The organism is Arthrobacter sp. GQ119, assembly GCF_059759125.1.
The window spans coordinates 114,015-130,362 of the sequence record NZ_JCAXEA010000007.1; the positions used below are offsets into that span (position 1 = coordinate 114,015).

At 64.2% G+C, this 16,348-nt stretch carries 14 protein-coding genes; 5 read left to right on the forward strand and 9 right to left on the reverse strand.

What is annotated here, in order from left to right; all coding sequences use genetic code 11:
• Positions 1 to 3: 3 nt before the first annotated feature.
• On the reverse strand, positions 4 to 879 hold the full coding sequence (locus tag AC6CH3_RS08555; RefSeq protein ID WP_498132022.1) for a glycosyltransferase family 2 protein: 876 nt from the start codon (positions 877 to 879) through the stop codon (positions 4 to 6).
• Positions 880 to 1,038: 159 nt separating this feature from the next.
• Complete coding sequence (locus AC6CH3_RS08560; RefSeq protein ID WP_498132023.1) at positions 1,039 to 1,977, reverse strand: hypothetical protein; 939 nt, start codon at positions 1,975 to 1,977, stop codon at positions 1,039 to 1,041.
• A 156-nt stretch (positions 1,978 to 2,133) separates the two neighbouring features.
• Between AC6CH3_RS08560 and AC6CH3_RS08565 the strand changes: the two genes are divergently transcribed.
• From AC6CH3_RS08565 to AC6CH3_RS08575, 3 genes are all read left to right on the forward strand, one after another.
• Positions 2,134 to 2,679: a peptidylprolyl isomerase gene (locus tag AC6CH3_RS08565; RefSeq protein ID WP_498132024.1), complete on the forward strand. Its 546-nt coding sequence runs from the start codon at positions 2,134 to 2,136 to the stop codon at positions 2,677 to 2,679.
• Between the two features lie 8 nt (positions 2,680 to 2,687).
• Positions 2,688 to 3,566 (forward strand): rhomboid family intramembrane serine protease, encoded by an 879-nt coding sequence (locus AC6CH3_RS08570; RefSeq protein WP_498132025.1) that lies wholly within the window; start codon positions 2,688 to 2,690, stop codon positions 3,564 to 3,566.
• A 923-nt stretch (positions 3,567 to 4,489) separates the two neighbouring features.
• The gene (locus AC6CH3_RS08575) at positions 4,490 to 4,957 is read left to right on the forward strand and encodes a carboxymuconolactone decarboxylase family protein (RefSeq protein ID WP_498132026.1); all 468 of its coding nucleotides are present in this window, start codon (positions 4,490 to 4,492) and stop codon (positions 4,955 to 4,957) included.
• Positions 4,958 to 5,142: 185 nt separating this feature from the next.
• Here AC6CH3_RS08575 and AC6CH3_RS08580 read toward each other — a convergent pair whose 3' ends face one another.
• Together AC6CH3_RS08580 and AC6CH3_RS08585 are read right to left on the reverse strand one after the other, a co-directional pair.
• Positions 5,143 to 5,739 carry a DNA-3-methyladenine glycosylase I gene (locus AC6CH3_RS08580; RefSeq protein ID WP_498132027.1) on the reverse strand — a complete coding sequence of 199 codons (597 nt, stop codon included), beginning with the start codon at positions 5,737 to 5,739 and terminating at the stop codon, positions 5,143 to 5,145.
• A 16-nt stretch (positions 5,740 to 5,755) separates the two neighbouring features.
• The gene (locus AC6CH3_RS08585; RefSeq protein ID WP_400576958.1) at positions 5,756 to 6,010 is read right to left on the reverse strand and encodes a cell division protein CrgA; all 255 of its coding nucleotides are present in this window, start codon (positions 6,008 to 6,010) and stop codon (positions 5,756 to 5,758) included.
• A 176-nt stretch (positions 6,011 to 6,186) separates the two neighbouring features.
• On the opposite strand from AC6CH3_RS08585, the gene AC6CH3_RS08590 reads away from it, so the two are divergent.
• On the forward strand, positions 6,187 to 6,981 hold the full coding sequence (locus tag AC6CH3_RS08590; protein ID WP_498132028.1) for a class E sortase: 795 nt from the start codon (positions 6,187 to 6,189) through the stop codon (positions 6,979 to 6,981).
• 170 nt (positions 6,982 to 7,151) lie between these two features.
• A complete protein-coding gene (locus AC6CH3_RS08595) occupies positions 7,152 to 7,793 on the forward strand; it encodes an aminodeoxychorismate/anthranilate synthase component II (protein WP_498132029.1) in 642 nt (213 codons plus the stop codon).
• A gap of 14 nt (positions 7,794 to 7,807) precedes the next feature.
• Here AC6CH3_RS08595 and pknB read toward each other — a convergent pair whose 3' ends face one another.
• From pknB to AC6CH3_RS08620, 5 genes are read right to left on the reverse strand one after another with little or no spacing between them, the layout of a single operon-like run.
• Positions 7,808 to 9,769 (reverse strand): Stk1 family PASTA domain-containing Ser/Thr kinase, encoded by a 1,962-nt coding sequence (gene pknB, locus AC6CH3_RS08600; protein ID WP_498132030.1) that lies wholly within the window; start codon positions 9,767 to 9,769, stop codon positions 7,808 to 7,810.
• Positions 9,770 to 9,772: 3 nt separating this feature from the next.
• Entirely contained in the window at positions 9,773 to 11,617 is a 1,845-nt protein-coding gene (locus tag AC6CH3_RS08605; RefSeq protein WP_498132031.1) for a protein kinase domain-containing protein, read from the reverse strand.
• On the reverse strand, positions 11,614 to 13,071 hold the full coding sequence (locus tag AC6CH3_RS08610; protein ID WP_498132032.1) for a peptidoglycan D,D-transpeptidase FtsI family protein: 1,458 nt from the start codon (positions 13,069 to 13,071) through the stop codon (positions 11,614 to 11,616). Before AC6CH3_RS08610 ends, AC6CH3_RS08605 begins: the two co-directional genes overlap by 4 nt.
• Positions 13,068 to 14,522 carry an FtsW/RodA/SpoVE family cell cycle protein gene (locus AC6CH3_RS08615; RefSeq protein WP_498132033.1) on the reverse strand — a complete coding sequence of 485 codons (1,455 nt, stop codon included), beginning with the start codon at positions 14,520 to 14,522 and terminating at the stop codon, positions 13,068 to 13,070. The genes AC6CH3_RS08610 and AC6CH3_RS08615 overlap by 4 nt, the downstream gene beginning before the upstream one ends.
• The gene (locus AC6CH3_RS08620) at positions 14,519 to 16,348 is read right to left on the reverse strand and encodes a PP2C family protein-serine/threonine phosphatase (protein ID WP_498132034.1); all 1,830 of its coding nucleotides are present in this window, start codon (positions 16,346 to 16,348) and stop codon (positions 14,519 to 14,521) included. The genes AC6CH3_RS08615 and AC6CH3_RS08620 overlap by 4 nt, the downstream gene beginning before the upstream one ends.

Genomic DNA, 16,348 nt, shown 5'->3' on the forward strand with positions numbered 1-16,348 from the left:
CTGCTACTGGCCGCCGCGGCGGACGGGCTGGCTGGTGTTGACGGTGTGAATGGCGCGCAGCAGCTTGGCGGGGAAGTAGACGGAGAAGAAGACCACCATGGGCGCTTTGAGGGCCATTTTCTTCACGTTGTGTGCCTTATACGTGCGGTCGAAGCGCGTGACGTAGTAGCGGTAATCGCGGGGTGAGTCTTCGAGCCGCCGGGCGGACATGCCTGAGACCATCTGCGGCCAGTACTGGATCCTCAGATCATGCTCTGCGAGGTGCAGGGACAGGTCAATGTCCTCGTGCATCTCATCCTTCTCATCCCGGCAGGCCTCGTCCCGGATGATCTCCCATGCCCCGCGACGGAGCGCCATGTTGGATCCGAAAAGGAAGTGGTACTGGTGCTTGGCCAGTTTCAGCATCAGCTGGCGCATTTTGTCGTCGGCTTTGAGGCCAAATCGGCGCATCGGCATGTCGTAATAGACCACAGGCCCGGTGGCTGCCTGCGTGGACGGGTCCGCAAAGGCCTTCTGGACCTGTTCCACCCAGTCAGGTTCCACCACCGAATCGGCATCGATGCGGCCGAGGATATCCCCGGTTGCATGGTTAAGGCCGAAGTTGCGCGTGGGGATGAGGCCCTGTTCCATGTCCTGACTCAGCAGGATGATGGGGCTCTCGGGATACTCCTGCTGCATTTGCCGGACAATGTCCGCCGTACGGTCCTTCGACATGTTGTCCACAACGATGATCTCGTGGGCCGGTACCGACTGATAGACAGCGGCGATCAGGCACTGCCGGATGACGCTTTCCTCGTTGTACGCCGGTATGACGATTGATACGCCCGGCAGCTGCGGAGCGTCATGCGAGGCATCCTCAAAGGATCTATCGTCTGACATCACCTCAAACTTAGCACCGATCGATTTTCTTCCCCTGCCCTGTGACCGCGCCCCCGCAAAGACCTGCCCGGAAAAGATGCGCGGCAGCAGAAAGGAGGGGCCCCGCCAGTCAGGCGGGACCCCTCCAGGTGCACGCCCCTTGGGCGTGGACGTTGCTGGTTACCTGTCAGCCGGCTTGCTGGCACCGTTTTCGATATTGGCCGCAATGTTCTTCACGGCGGTCTTTGCGTCAGTGGCGACCGTGCCGGCGTCGGTGTCCGAATCCCCGGCAACGTGCTTGGCCTTATCAGCCGATCCTGCGTCGGTGTCGTCGCCTGCGGCCGCCACTGGCGTGGCCTCCGCTGTGGCGGGCTCATTGACCGCAGCGGCCGGCACGGGAGACGGAGTCTCAGCGGCAGGGGTGGACGGCGCCGGAGTAACGGGTGCCGGCGTCTTCCACGGATCCTCGACCGGCTTGGACGCCTTCCAGGCAGCAACCCCAGCAGCCACGGCAGCCGCGATTACTCCAACAATCAGCAGCCCGCGCCTCTTGGGCTTTTCCGGCTGGATCAGCTGCTTCCCGGTGACTGCACGGCCCGCCTCCGAGGCGGCTGACTTCAGCTGCGTGCCGGCAACCTGCGCCTGTTCCTGAAGGGAGTGGATGATGCCGACGTCGCCGAGCTTTTGTGCCACGGCGTCGACGCGGGCCGGAGCGTTTTCCAGCGTCCGGTGGACCACCTCCGATGCCGTGCCGATCTGGTCGGAGAGCCGGGGCAGGTATTCGACCACTACGCGGTCACGGGCCTGTGTGATGACGGGGGTGGCCTTGTCCAGGGCCTCGTGCAGCCGCGGTGTGGCACCCTCAACGGCGTCATGAATCTTCGGTGCCAAGTGCGCCAGTCCGTCCTGGATCCGCGGCGTCACGACAGCAACTCCGTCAGCCAGGTTGTAGGCGGCGGACTTGAGCCCTTCCTGGATTTTGGGGGAAGCGGTGTCGATGCCATGCTGCAGCCGGGGAACAGCCCAGTCCACTGCGGCTTCCACCCGGTCTTTTGCGTTCTCTACTGCTGAACTGACCGACAACTCCAGTTCATGGGCAATACGATCCGTTTTCTTCACAACTACCTCCCGATTAATGTGACGGTTCTGTCGCTAGCCTACGTGGAGGATGACCCGTGCTGCTATCGTTCCCGGGGATTGCGGACGGATTTCACCCAACGCGGAACTGCCTTTGCGGCCCCGTGCGGCGTTGACCCTCCGTGAAAGAATGACCGTATGACTGCCACAGCAACTGCAAAAGCAACCATCCACACAAGCCTCGGCGACATCGTCGTCAACCTCTTCGGCAACCACGCGCCGAAGACTGTCAAGAACTTCATTGGATTGGCCACAGGCGAACAGAACTGGACGCACCCGGAGACCGGCGAGGAAAAGACCGGCACGCCGCTGTACAACGGCACCATTTTCCACCGCATCATCAAGGACTTCATGATCCAGGCCGGCGATCCCCTGGGCCGCGGCACCGGCGGACCGGGTTACCGCTTCGACGACGAGATCCACCCCGAATTGAGCTTCAACGCCCCCTACAAGCTCGCCATGGCCAACGCCGGCATTCAGATGGGCAAGGGAACCAACGGTTCCCAGTTCTTCATCACCACCATCCCCACCGACTGGCTGCAGGGCAAGCACAGCATCTTCGGTGAAGTGGCTGACGAGGAATCCCGCAAGGTCGTCGACGCCATCGAAGGCGTCCGCACCGGCATGGGCGACCGGCCGGTCGAAGACGTAACGATCAACAGCATCGATATCGAGCAGCTCTAACCCACACCATGAGTTACGGAATTCCGTCGGTCGAGCCGTCCGCGCAGGTCCCCGTGTGCCCCCGGCACCCGGACAGGCCCTCCTACGTGAGGTGCCAGCGCTGCGGGCGTCCCGCATGCCCCGAATGCCAGCGGGCGGCCGCCGTCGGATTCCAATGCATTGACTGCGTCAATGAAACAAAACGTACGACGCCGGCAGTCCGGACCGTCTACGGCGGCGCCGTGGCGACAGGCAAGCCAATGGTGACGTTCGCGATCATCGCGGCCTGCGCGGTGCTATATGTCCTGCAATGGGTCATTCCGGGCGATGCCATTTACCGGAACCTTGCGTACGCCTCGGTGTTTGCCACTCCCGAGTACGGTGTGTTCCAGCCGTGGCGCATGGTCACGTCGGCCTTTCTGCACTCGCAGGGATTTCTTCTCCACATCCTGCTGAACATGTACATGCTGTGGATTTTCGGCCAGGCCCTGGAGCCGTTGCTTGGCCGGGTCCGCTTCCTTGCGGTCTACCTGGTCTCGGCCGTGGGAGGGTCCGTGGGGTATCTTCTCCTCACTCCCCTCATTCCTGAGGGCGGACCCGTGGGCGTCATCGGGGCCTCGGGAGCAATCTTCGGGCTCTTCGGCGCCATGCTGGTGGTCCAGCGGCACCGCCGCGCTGAAACCAAACAGCTCTGGATACTCATCGCCATCAACGGCGTGATCGGATTCGTGGTGCCCCAGATTGCCTGGCAGGCTCACCTCGGTGGGCTGATAGCGGGAGCCCTGTGCGCGGCAGTTATCGCCTACGCGCCCCGCGGTCCGCGCCAACACCTTCTGCAGTTTGCCGGTCTGGCCGCTGTTTTGGCGCTGCTGGCCCTCGCGTCTTGGTCCCGCATCATCGCCGGCTGACGGTTTCCTCACCGCTTCCCCTGCAGCTCCCCTGGCTGCACCTACATAGCCTTCCATACCTCGTGGCCTCCTTCCCATAATCTTCCAAGGCGCGACGTGTGCTGTACTGCACCCTCCGCCCTCCCGCCGGCCGGCTGGCGAGGGAGCGGCCTCGGGCCCGGCTGTTCCCCCTGAAGCCGCTGAGGCGCGCCTCTGGAACGCTTTGGCCTCTGTAGCTGGTCGCCTCCTGGAGCCGCAGCCTCCTGGACCGGCAACTTCCTGGACCGGTGGCCAGAGTCTCAGCGCTTACGTTTTCCACAGGAGTTATCCACACTGTGAGTAACTTACACGTCTGTAGTTCCCCCATTGCCGCTTTGAAATCCCCGCCGAAGCGCGGTTTTCCCCATTTTGTCGACAGTTGCGTCCACATCTGTGGATAACTCTGTGGGGGCTTCCTGTGGTTAAGTGGACAACTTTCCGGCTCCAGGAGGGGCGGGACCCTACATGGGCCGATGGACTGGCAACAAACTCACGGAGTGCCGGAAATCCCGGGAAAATCAACGGACGGAATGGTCCCCTGGCGCGTGCGAAGCAGGCGCACGCCCCTATTCTCAACAGGGTTATGCACATTTGTTAATAAGTTACAGCTGTGTAGTTCGACGACGCGAGACGGTCCTGAAGCCTACATGGCGGCGATTTCGGAGATTCTTCCCCACAGGTTATCCCCACCTGTGGATAAGTTGTGGGTACTCGCCTGTTGTTAAGTGGATAAACCCCACAGGTTCACCTCGGATTTACCCTCGCCTAGGGCGCCGTGGCTGTCACGGCATGTGGGCCAACGTGCCGCTTGCCGGTCCGGGCCGCGTGTAGTCTCGGATTAACCGCCAGCCAGCGCCACTGTCCGCCGGTGGCTTCCGGCGGGCTTATTCATCGAGGAGTACGCCGTGAGCACCACCGAACATATCTTCCTGGACAAACACCATCCCGCATCATGGCGTGCCCTCAATGGCCTGGGACTCAAAGTGCGGGAAGCGGCGATTGAAGCTGGGCTGGATCCTAAGCTCATCGAACTGCTGTACGTCCGCACCTCCCAGCTCAACGGCTGCGCGTACTGTCTGGACATGCACGTGTCGGACGCCCTCAAGGGTGGCGAATCCAGCCAGCGGCTGGCTGTTCTCCCCGCCTGGCGCGACACCGAGCTCTTTGACGGTACCGAGAGGGCGGCCCTGGCACTTGCCGAGAGCATCACAAACCTCCCTGACGCGCGAACCCGCGAAGCCGAGGAAGCCTATGCGCGTGATCACCTGACAGCTGAGGAGTATTCGGCGGTCAGTTGGCTGGCCATCACGATGAACGCTTTCAACCGGGTATCGATCACCAGCCAGCACCCTGTCCGCCGGCAAACAGACTAGGCCGCCGCATTATCCACAGACTTTCCACAGTTGTTAATAACTTGAGCAGCGCTTTTCGCGAAGGAAAGGGCGCGCTAGAGGCCTTGAGCCGCTCTTGAGCCCGGATTCGGCTCCGGCTTTATCAACACTGTGGATATCCTTACCAACATCTGTGGACAGGAAGTGGGACGCCGGAAGCGGGGCTGTCAGTGCCAGACGCCGGACGTTCCGCGTCGATGGCTGTCGATGAGGTGAGTGTCCACCATGCCGATGGCCTCCATGAGGGCAAACATCGTGGTGGGCCCGACGAAGGCGAACCCCTTTTTCCGGAGTGCTTTCGAGAGTGCAATGGACTCAGGCGACGTGGTGGGTACATCCGCGTAGGTCAGCGGCGCAGGAGTGGACGCGGGCTGAAACTTCCACACAAAATCCACGAGCCCGCCCTCGTCGCGGAGGGCAATCGTAGCCTTGGCATTGGTAATGGCGGCCCGGATCTTCAGCCGGTTCCGCACAATGCCGGGGTCCTGGAGCAGCCTCTCGACGTCGGCCTCGGTGAAGGCGGCCACAGTATCGGGATGGAAGTTGGCGAAGGCCGCACGGAAGGCCGGCCTCTTGCGGAGGATTGTGGCCCAGGACAGCCCGGCCTGAAACGCCTCCAGGCTGATGCGCTCGTACAATCCCTGTTCGTCCCGGACAGGAAGTCCCCATTCCGTGTCGTAGTACTCCCGCATCAGGGGATCTGCGGAGGCCCATACCGGACGGGCGAGCCCGTCGTCGCCGATGATGATGCCGTCCGGGGTCATGGCAGCGGAACGGCCGTCAGGAACGCCAGCGCGTGGTCATGAGGAAGCCAGCGATCGCAATGCCGAACCCGGCAACGATGTTCCATGAGCCCCAAGTACCCACGGGTAGTGTTCCCTCGCTGATGTAAAAGGTGATGATCCAAAGGAGACCGATGATCATGAGCCCGAACATGACAGGCTTGAACCACACGGGATTGGGTTTGTACGCCTGCGTCGCGGAGACGGATTCGGACGCGCGGGCAGTCTTCTTACGGGGCTTTGACTCGGGCACATGTCCTCCTTGGCGGGCTGAATCAAGAACGGCGTGCCCGGCTTGATATCCTGCTAGCAGGAATATTGCCGGCGGTCTGCGCGCTCTTGGTCAAGTCTGAAGTCTTACTAGCAGCCAATTCTAGCTGTACTTCAGGCCACACCATCGCCCACCGCACCCGCCTTGGAGGAGATCGCGTGGTACTGCAGGAGAAGGTCAGACCCCCTGCCGCGCCGGTATCCGGCGTCGTAATCCTGCGAAGGGCTGTCCAGGTCATTGGTGAGCTGCTGATAACGGCCGGCATTGTGCTCCTGCTCTTCGTCGCATGGCAGCTGTGGTGGACCAACGTCGCGTCCGATGCCAGGCAGGGCGAGGTAGTCAAAGACTTTGCCCGCGAACTGGGGGGACCGGTGGTTCCCGCGCCCAGCCCGGGAGCTTCGGCGGCCGCGTCGGGGACACCTGACTATGGCACCCCTCCGGTCGCCCAGGCACCCGGCCACGGCGGCACCATCGGCATCATGTACATCCCCAGGTTTGGCGAGAACTACACGCGCCCCATCGTTGAAGGAACCAGCCCCGATGTGCTGGACACCCTTGGCCTGGGCCATTACGGCAGCACCGCCATGCCGGGCGCGGTAGGGAACTTCGCGGTGGCCGGACACCGACAGACGCACGGTGCCGTGCTGGACAATATCCACACCCTCGTTCCGGGAGACAAGATCTACGTCCAGACCAGGGACGGCTACTACGTATACGTTTTCCGGAACAACCGGATCGTGATGCCGTCCAACGCTGACGTCCTGCTTCCGGTGCCCTCGCGGCCCGGAGTCAGGCCGACCGAAAGATTCCTGACCATGACCAGTTGCAACCCCCGCTTTGGTTCGCAGGAGCGGATCATTGCCTATTCCGTGCTGGACCACTGGCAACCGGTGTCCGCAGGGCCGCCGCGGGAAATTGCGGCCCAGGTGGCACGGGCCCGAGGGGAAGGCTGAGACTTGTACGGTTGGATATTCCGGCACCTCCCCGGCCCGCTCTGGCTTCGCATCCTCACCTCGGCGGCGCTGATTGTCGGGACACTGTTCCTGATGGTCGAGTTCCTGTTCCCCTGGATGTCACAGTTCACACAATTCACCGACTCAACGATTGGTGCGGCAAGTAAACCATGAGCACAACCAAGATCCTCGTCGTGGATAACTACGACAGCTTCGTCTATACCCTGGTGGGTTATCTCCAGGAACTGGGCGCCGAGACCACCGTGGTCCGCAATGACGACGTCACGCTCGCCGAAGCGGTCGAAATGGCTGAAACGCGCGACGGCGTACTCATCTCGCCTGGTCCGGGCTCGCCGTCGGAGGCCGGCGTCTGCATTGAGCTGATCAAGTGGTGCGGAGACAGCCGGAAGCCCATGTTCGGCGTCTGTTTGGGTCATCAGGCCCTCGCCGAGGCTTACGGCGGCATTGTGACGCATGCCCCCGAGCTGATGCACGGCAAGACGTCGCTGGTCCGGCATGAGGGCGTCAGCGTGTTCGCCGGGCTGCCCTCCCCCGTTACCGCAACGCGTTACCACTCCCTGGCAGCTGTGCGGGAGTCCATTCCGGACGTTCTCGAGATCACGGCGGAAACAGCCAACGGCGTGGTCATGGGCCTGCAGCACCGCACAGCGCCGCTGTGTGGAGTCCAGTTCCACCCGGAGTCGGTCCTCACCGAGGGAGGCTACCAGATGCTGGGCAACTGGCTTGAGTCACTCGGCATGAAGGGCGCGGCCGAACGCGCGGCCAAGCTCAGCCCGCTCATCCAGCACTAGCCGCCAATCCGGCACTAGCGTTTGGCGGAGGCGCTGGGCGAGGCAGTCGGCTTGGGAGTGGAAGTGGGGGTCGGAGTCGGCTTTGGCGCCGGCGCTTTGGCCACGGTGATGGTGATGGTTTTTCCCTGTTCCACGAGGGTGTTCAGGGGATCGCTTTGGCCTGTCACCTTGCCCGGAGCCACTTGGGAATTCTCCACTTCGCTGACGACAACCGGCAGATGCAGCCGCTTCAGGGCGGCCTCCGCTTCGGCGCGTGTCATGCCCCGCAGTTCGGGCACGGGCACCTTGCCGGTGGAAATGATGATCTCCACGGTGCTTCCCACCGCAACCTGCTGGCCCGGAGCGGGCTTAGTGGTGATCACCAGGCCGCCCGGGACCGTTGGGCTGTTGGCCATGGTGGTGGACGGCGCTCCCACCAGTCCGACCTGTCTCAGGATGTCACGGGCCGCCGCTTCCGTCCGGCCAGGCAACGCTTCAGGGATCTTGACGGCGCTTGGCCCGGCCGAAACGTTGAGCGTCACCTCCGAGTCCAGAGTGAGAAATGATCCGGCCGCGGGCACAGTTCCGATGGCTGTCCCCTTGTCGACGGTGTCGTGCTGGACGCGCTTGATTTGGGGCCGCAGCTTGGCGTCGTAGAGCACCTGCAGGGCTTCTGATTCTGTGCGGGCTTCCACCGAGGGTACGGCAACCTTCACCGGCTCCGCCGGCCGCTGGTTCATGGTGTTGTACAGCCAGAGTCCGCCGCCTGCGAGCACGAGCAGTGTAAAAACAACAAACGTGGCGATCCACGCCCGACGGCGGGACTTCTGTACGCGCGTGCGTTCCCTCTCCCGCGGGAGACCCAGGGGAAGGTCCTCCTGTTCGGCCGTCTCATACATCGCGGTGGCCTCCGCAGGCAGAACGGACTCGGCGCCGGCAGGCTCCTGGGCAGGACGGAGCCTGCCGCCCGGGGCATCGTCCAGGAAGCTGGCGCCTGTCATGGAAAAGGCTTCCGTGGCTGGCGTGCGGTGGAGCTGCGGGACGTGGTCGTTCGGGTCTGTCGGCGCCTCGCTGGCGGACACCCCAGGCACGGGCACGCCGTTTTGTGCGGCACGCAGGGCACGCCTGAATGACGCGGCATCCTGGAACCGGTCCACCCGGTTTTTCTGGAGTGCCTTCGCCAGGACGCTGTCCAGGGCTGCGGAAACGTCCGGGTTGAGGCTGCTGGCAGGCTCAGGAATCTCGCGCACGTGCTGGTACGCCACGGAAACCGGGCTCTCACCGATAAACGGCGGGCGGCCGGTCAGCATTTCGTACAGCAGGCACGCCGCGGAGTACAGATCGCTGCGGGCATCAACGGTCTCGCCGCGGGCCTGCTCCGGCGACAGATACTGGGCAGTGCCGACGACGGCCTGCGTCTGCGTCATGGTGGCCGCGGAGTCCGCCATGGCACGGGCGATGCCGAAGTCCATGACCTTCACCATGCTTGAGTTCCTGCAGAACATCACGTTGGCCGGTTTGATGTCGCGGTGCACGATGCCGGCCTTGTGGCTGTACTCGAGCGCGGACAGGACCCCCAGTGTGTAGCTGATGGCCTGGCTGATGGTGATGCCCTTGGCCCTGATGAGGTCCCGCAGGGTTTCCCCGTCCACGAATTCCATCACGATGTAGGGCACGCGGATGTGGTCGTGGGCGTCCTCGGGCAATGCGTGGTCACCGGTGTCGTAGATCGCCACGATGGACGGGTGGTTCAGGGCCGCAACAGCCTGCGCCTCGCGTTTGAACCGGGCTTGGAACTGCGGATCACGTGCCATGTCCGGACGCAGCAGCTTGATGGCCACTGTGCGCCCCAGCCGGGTGTCGGTGCCGCGGTGTACATCGGCCATGCCTCCCCGGCCTATGAGCTCACCGAGCTCATAGCGTCCGTTGAGGATGCGCTGGGCGGTCACCGGGATGCGGTCCTCCCGGTGCGACGGCGATCGTGGCGGCGTAGTCACAGCTTATCCCTGGCCCAGGGGCACGCTTGGAGAGACGCTGGGGCTGGTCGCGGGCGGAGTGGTGGCCTGGGCCTTGGCCAAATGGTAGGTCACCGTGGAACCGGCATCGACTTTGCTGCCGCTGCCCGGCTCGGAGCTGACGAAAGTACCGGGCTCCTGGCCGGGCTCCCCATCCACATCAGGTCCCTTGACCCAGCGGAGATTGGCGTTCTCGATTGCGGTCCGGACCTGGGCCTCCGTGCTGCCGGGACTGAGGTCGGGCACAGTGGACTGCTCCGGTCCCTTCGAGTAGGTGACCTTGATGGTCTCCCCTGGCTGGACCGGGCCGGTCGGGTTGATTTCAGTAACCGTGCCGGGAGCCGCCGCATTGAAGACCGGTTCCCCGTCCACCTGGAGCCCGAGCGCGTTCAGTTCGTCCCGCACCGCGGTGAACTGCTTGCCCAGGTAGGCAGCGGGAATGACATTGACGGTTTCCGGAGTGCTCTGCGTGGGGGTCGGCGTGGGCGTTGGCGACGTGGTGGTGGGCGTGGGGCTGGCACTCGTTGAGGTCGGGCTGCTGGCGGCACTTGACGTGGTACCGGCAGGTGACTGCGGCGGGAACAGGAGGCCCGCCTGGGTCAGGAGAATACCAACAACGGCGAAGAGCACCAGCAGGATCAGGGCGATCAGCGGCCAGGTCCAGGGGCTGCGTCCGCGCCGCTCCGGCTCATCCGCAGGTTCGTCGTCGTACTGCTCCTCCTCCTGCACCCAGCTGCGTTCCGCAGCGAGGGCGTCGGCCCGCGACAGCGTGCTGCCGGCACGCGTGGGCGCTCCCTCTGTTCCGGCACCGGCGCCGGCTCCGGCGGCGCCCGCCGCCGCCGCACCTGCAGCCGCCGCACCGAGCACCGGCAGGGCGGAAGTCGCCGTCGAACTCTTCTCGGTGCCGATGACGCCGGTGGGGGCCGTGTGCATGTTGACCGGTGCCGTGATGGGCCCGGTGGCACCCTCGTAGAGCAGCATGCCCGGGACGGCCGCGTGCGCCGCCTGGATGTCGCCGTTCCGGATGGCCTCGGCGGCTTCCGAAAGCTTGATGGCATTGGCCGGCCGGTTCTTCGGATCCTTGGCCAACATGGACATCAGGAGCGCGCGGACCGGTTTCGGAAGCGTGTCCGGCAGGGGCGGCGGGGCGTCGTTCACCTGGGCCAGGGCGATGGCGATCTGGGATTCGCCCGAGAACGGCCGGTGGCCTGTGAGGCACTCGTAGCCGATGACGCCCAGCGAGTAGATGTCCGAAGCTCCGGTGGCTGTCTGCCCGGTGGCCTGTTCGGGGGCAAGGTACTGCGCGGTGCCCATCACCTGGCCGGTCTGCGTGAGCGGCACCTGATCGGCAAGGCGGGCGATGCCGAAGTCGGTCACCTTGACCCTGCCGTCGGGAGTGATGAGAAGATTGCCCGGCTTGATATCACGGTGCACCAGCCCCTGGGCGTGGGCAACGGACAGTGCGCGTGCGGTCTGGGCGATCATGGACAGCGTGCGGTCCGGCGATAGGACCTGCTCGTGCTCGATGATGCTGCTCAGCGGCTGGCCGGGCACCAGTTCCATGACGAGGTAGGCGGAGCCCTCCTCCTCGCCGTAGTCGAAGACATTCGCAATGCCCACGTGGTTCAGGAGCGCGGTGTGGCGTGCCTCCGCCCGGAACCGCTGGAGGAAGCCGGGGTCGCCCGTGTACTCCTCTTTGAGCACCTTGATGGCCACGATCCGCCCGAGGATGAGGTCTTTGGCCTTCCAGACTTCGCCCATGCCGCCGATCGCAATACGCGTGGTCAACTGGAATCTGCCGCCGAGGGTGATTCCTGATGTAGGCCTCACTTATTCAACACCGCCTCAAAAATCTTCTTTGCGTTCGGACTGGTTAGCTGTGCGCCGGTGGTAATGTCCACGCCCTGCATGACGATCGTGACAGACACCTGCGGGTCATTCGCGGGGGCAAACCCGGTAAACCACGAGTTGTTAAGGCCATCGGTACCAAGTTCGGCGGTGCCGGTCTTGCCGGCCACGTCCGCGCCGGGCACCGCCGCGCCGGCACCGATGCCTTGGCTGACCACACTGGTCATCCATTCGGTGATCTGACCGGAAATTTCCGGCGTGGTGGAGGTCCGCAGCGGCACTGGCTTTGGTTCTTCGAGGACGCGCAGATCCGGCGACCGCACAGCCTTGATCAGGTTGGGGGTCATTTGTACTCCACCATTGGCAATGGCCGAGGTCATCAGCGCGATCTGCAGCGGTGTTGCGCGGACGTCGCGCTGGCCAATGGCCGACTGGGCCAGCCCGGCGGCGTCCAGGTCCCGCGGGAAGATGCTTTCGGCGTAGTCGAGCTTGAGCTGGTCTCCCAGTTCCTGTCCCCAGCCGAATTTAGCTGCCTGCGCGGCGATGGCGTCCTCACCGAGCTTTTCAGCAATGCTTGCAAACGGGGTGTTGCAGGACTGCTGGAGCGCGAACGCGAAGTCGGCGGTGTTGCGGGTGTAGCAGTTGCCGCCGGCATAGTTCGGAAGCCGGTACTGGATGCCGGGAAAAGACATTTCCGCGGGATTCGGAAGCTGGCTGTCCGCGTTGTATTTTCCGGATCCCAACGCAGCAGCAGTGTCCACGATCTTGAAGACCGAGCCCGGCGCCATGAGCGCACCGGTAGGTCCGCTGACGGACGGGTTCAGGTTGATTCCGGGGACCTTGATGATGTCGTTGTAGCTCGCCTGTTCCTTGGCCGCGTCCTGGGTGGCAATGAGGTTGGGGTCATAGGACGGCTTGCTGACCATGGCGAGGATGTCGCCGGTCTTCGGATTGGTGACCACGATCGATCCCCGCTGCCCGTCCGGTATAAGGTCGTATGCCAGTTTCTGGATCTTGGGGTCGATGGTCAGCTCCACTGACGCACCCTTGGGCTGGTTGCCCAGGAAAAGCTGCCCGATGCGGTCCAGGAACAGCTGGTCAGAGCTTCCGGCCAGCTGGGCGTCCATAGCGCGCTCGAGACCGGTCACGCCATAGTTCTTCGAGAAGTATCCGGTAATGCCGGCATAGAGCTCAGGCTGGGTGTAAGTCCGCTGGAACTTGCAGGTTTGGTTGCCTTCCACGGACTCCGCAATGGGGGTGCCGGCCACGAGGATGGCACCGCGGTGATTGCAGTAGTTCTGGAGAATGGCACGCTTGTTCCACGCGTTGGCCTTGAGCTCGTCGGCCCCGACCACCTGGACGTAGCTGAGCGCACCGAAGATCAGGGCGAACATGGCGATCGCGGCAACCCACGAGTGTCGAATGGCCTGGTTCACAGTTGTTTCACCGCCTCGGTGGGAGCGTCCGGAAGGGTCTGGGTAGCGTTTTTGCCCGGCCTGCCCATTGCCGCTGGCAGCCCTGGAGTCCGCTGGGCCTCGGGCGTCCGGCCCGGCTGCATGGGCGTGGTGTCCACAGGTCCGCGGGCAGTGTGCGAAATCATCAGCAGGAGGCCCACGATGATCCAGTTGGCCAGGAGGGACGAGCCTCCGGCTGCCAGGAAGGGGGTAGTCAGGCCCGTCAGCGGAATGAGCCGCGTGACGCCGCCGATGACGACGAAGCACTGCAGCGCCACAGCGAAGGACAGCCCGCATGCCAGCAGTTTGCCGAAGGCGTCCCTCGTGCCGAGTGCGGCGCGGAATCCGCGGGTGAACAGCAGCAGGTACATCATGACGATGGCGAACAGCCCGATCAGGCCAAGTTCTTCACCGAATGAGGCGATGATCATGTCGCTGTTGGCAAAGGGCACGAGGTTGGGGCGGCCCTGTCCAAGCCCGGTTCCCACGAGTCCGCCGTTGGCCATACCGAAGAGGCCCTCGACGATTTGACCGCTGCCGCCTGGCGAGCGTCCGAAGACCTCTTCGGTGAACGCATTCAGCCAGGAGTCGATGCGGAGCGCGACGTGTGAGAAGACCTGCGATGCAATGAAACCTCCGCCCAGGATCAGCGAAACGCCGATGACCACCCAGCTGATGCGGCTGGTTGCGACGTAGATCATCACAATGAACAGGCCGAAGAACAGGACGGAGGAGCCGAGGTCGCGCTGGAAAATCAGCACGCCGATGCTCACGAGCCAGGCGGTGATCATGGGTCCCATGTCCTTGAAGCGCGGGAACTGCAGGGGCCCGATCTTCCGGCCGGCGAGCATGATCAGATCGCGGTTTGACGATAAATAACCCGCGAAGAATATAGCCAGCGTGATCTTGGCGACCTCACCGGGCTGGAAGGTCATGGGTCCGAGCCTGATCCACACGCGGGCGCCCAGGATCTCGCCTGCGGAAATCCCGGGAATCAGCGGAAGGACGAGCAGCAGCGCGCTGACGGCCAGGGAGATGTAGGTGAAGCGGCGAAGGATCCGGTGGTCCTTGAGGAGCCAGATCACGGCGATGGCCACAGCCATTGCGATGAGTGTCCAGCGCATCTGGTTGTTGCCGGTGTCCTCGCCGGGGGCGTCGAGGCGATGGATCATCGCCAGGCCGAGCCCGTTGAGGGCGACGACCAGCGGAAGTATTACCGGATCTGCATACTTGGCCCGGATCCGAAGCACGACGTGGAAGGCGAGAGAGGCCACGGCCAGAAGGCTGGATTGGAACCAGAAGTCAGTGTCGAAGGCGTTCTGGTCATCGATGCTGATCAGTGCGTTGGCACCGATGCTGACAGCGAGGGCCAGCATGAGCAACAGCAGTTCGACGTTTCGCCGGGGCTTGGGCATGGTGTCGGCGTGGCTCATTGGCCCCCCTCACAGGTTGCGGTTGGGGACGGCGCGGGGGATGCACCGGCGGCGGCGGTTTGCGACGCTGCCGGCTTGGGGCTGGCCGTGGCGGCGGGCGTCTTTGCGGCAGGAGCCTTGGCAGCCGGCACCTTTGCGGCCGCGGTTCCCGCGGGCGTGGGCTTGGCAGTCGTGGCACGCGGAGTCGGGGACGCCGTGGACGTGGGCGAAGCCGTGATGCATTCATCCGACGGAGTCGTCGTCCCGGTCCGCTCGAGGTTCTTCACGATGCGCTGGGCATCGTAGAGGTCGCGTGCGGGCACGGTCTGGCGGACGCGCTGCTGCGAGAACTGCGGCAGGGACTCCATCCGAATTTCGGTGACGGCCTCAAGCGTCGAGAGCTGGAAGGGGCCAAGGCGCTGCGAAACGCCATTGAAGATCGCCACGCGCTGGTCGAACTCGCCAATGTAATACCGGGTCTGCGTCCAGGCGTAGCCCAGCCAGAGCCCCACGACGAGGACCATGAGGGCTGCAGCGGCGATGCCGATGGTGACCCAGCGGTGCGGCCGGCGTTCCCCTCCGAGATCCTCGGCCTCGTCACGGGCCGGTTCGGCCTTGTGCGTGAGCACGGTGGCTGCCCGGCGGGCTACCGTGCGCCCGGCGATCGTGGGGATGGATCCGGTCTCCGCCGCGGTGACGGCAGCACCGACGAGGAGGTGGGGGCGTGAGGACAGTTCCTCGCGCAGCACCTCTGCCGAGAGGTGCTCACCCAGGTGCGGGTCGGTACTTGTTGTGGGCTCCTTGGATTCAGGCTGGCCGGTGTCCGGGACTGCGGCTTTGCCGTCCTCGGAGGGAGGGACAGCATCTGAATCGTCGGCCTTCGGGCCGTGGGTGGCTGCTTCAGGGCTGGGCGCGGCCACCTGTTCGGCTTCGGCCCCGGCGGATTCCGCAGCGGCGGAGGTTCCAGCCGCGGCGCCGGCGGCGCCCGTGGCGGCAGCGGGCTTGGCGGGGAGGCCATCCGGCGAGGCGAGTTCCGCGGAAGGAACGATGTCGACGGCGGCTGTTTTGACGTCGTCGAGCGTCTCCTCGACGATTTCCACCATCACGACGGTGACGTTGTCCGGGGCGCCTGCCTCAAGGGTGAGGTCGACCAGGATTTCCACGCATTCGTGGATGTCCTTGGTTTCGCGGACTGTCCGCTCCACGACGTGCCCGGCCACATAGTTCAGGCCGTCGGAGCACAGCAGCCAGCGTTCGCCGGGCTGCACCTCCAAGGCGGCCAGGTCCAGTTCGGGGCTCGCATCAACGTCGCCGAGGACCCGCATGAGGACATTCTTATGGGGATGGGTTTCGGCCTCTTCAGGGCGGAGCCGGCCCTCATCGATCAGGCGCTGGACGAACGTGTGGTCTACGCTGACCTGTTCGAACTCGCCGTTGCGGAGCCGGTAGGCACGCGAATCGCCGATGTGTGCGAAGTGCAGCTTGCCCTCGGCGAGAAGCAAGGCCGTCACGGTGGTGCCCATGCCGGCAAGTTTGGGATTGATGTGGACGAGCTCTGACAGCAGGGAATTGGCCGTCTGGATTTCATCGGCCAGAACGGTTTCGGCGTCGCCGTCGTAATCATCAGCGTCCAGGTGGATCATGTCCAGGACGGTGGCCGCGGAGGCCACGTCCCCTCCGGCATGGCCGCCCATGCCGTCCGCCACCACGGCGAGGTGCCGCCCGACGTAAGCGGAGTCGTCATTCTTCGCCCGGACGCGGCCGACGTCGGACCGCGCGGCATAGCGCATGATCAGGGGACGCGGGGAGGCTGGCGCCTTCTCCACGGGAATGTCCGGAGCGGCCAT

Coding starts and splice junctions, on each gene's coding strand:
- AC6CH3_RS08555 (WP_498132022.1), bottom strand. CDS start 879: ATGTCAGACGATAGATCCTTTGAGGATGCCTCGCATGACGCTCCGCAG.
- AC6CH3_RS08565 (WP_498132024.1), top strand. CDS start 2,134: ATGACTGCCACAGCAACTGCAAAAGCAACCATCCACACAAGCCTCGGC.
- AC6CH3_RS08570 (WP_498132025.1), top strand. CDS start 2,688: ATGAGTTACGGAATTCCGTCGGTCGAGCCGTCCGCGCAGGTCCCCGTG.
- AC6CH3_RS08580 (WP_498132027.1), bottom strand. CDS start 5,739: ATGACCCCGGACGGCATCATCATCGGCGACGACGGGCTCGCCCGTCCG.
- AC6CH3_RS08595 (WP_498132029.1), top strand. CDS start 7,152: ATGAGCACAACCAAGATCCTCGTCGTGGATAACTACGACAGCTTCGTC.
- AC6CH3_RS08615 (WP_498132033.1), bottom strand. CDS start 14,522: ATGAGCCACGCCGACACCATGCCCAAGCCCCGGCGAAACGTCGAACTG.
- AC6CH3_RS08620 (WP_498132034.1), bottom strand. CDS start 16,348: ATGGCCGCTCCGGACATTCCCGTGGAGAAGGCGCCAGCCTCCCCGCGT.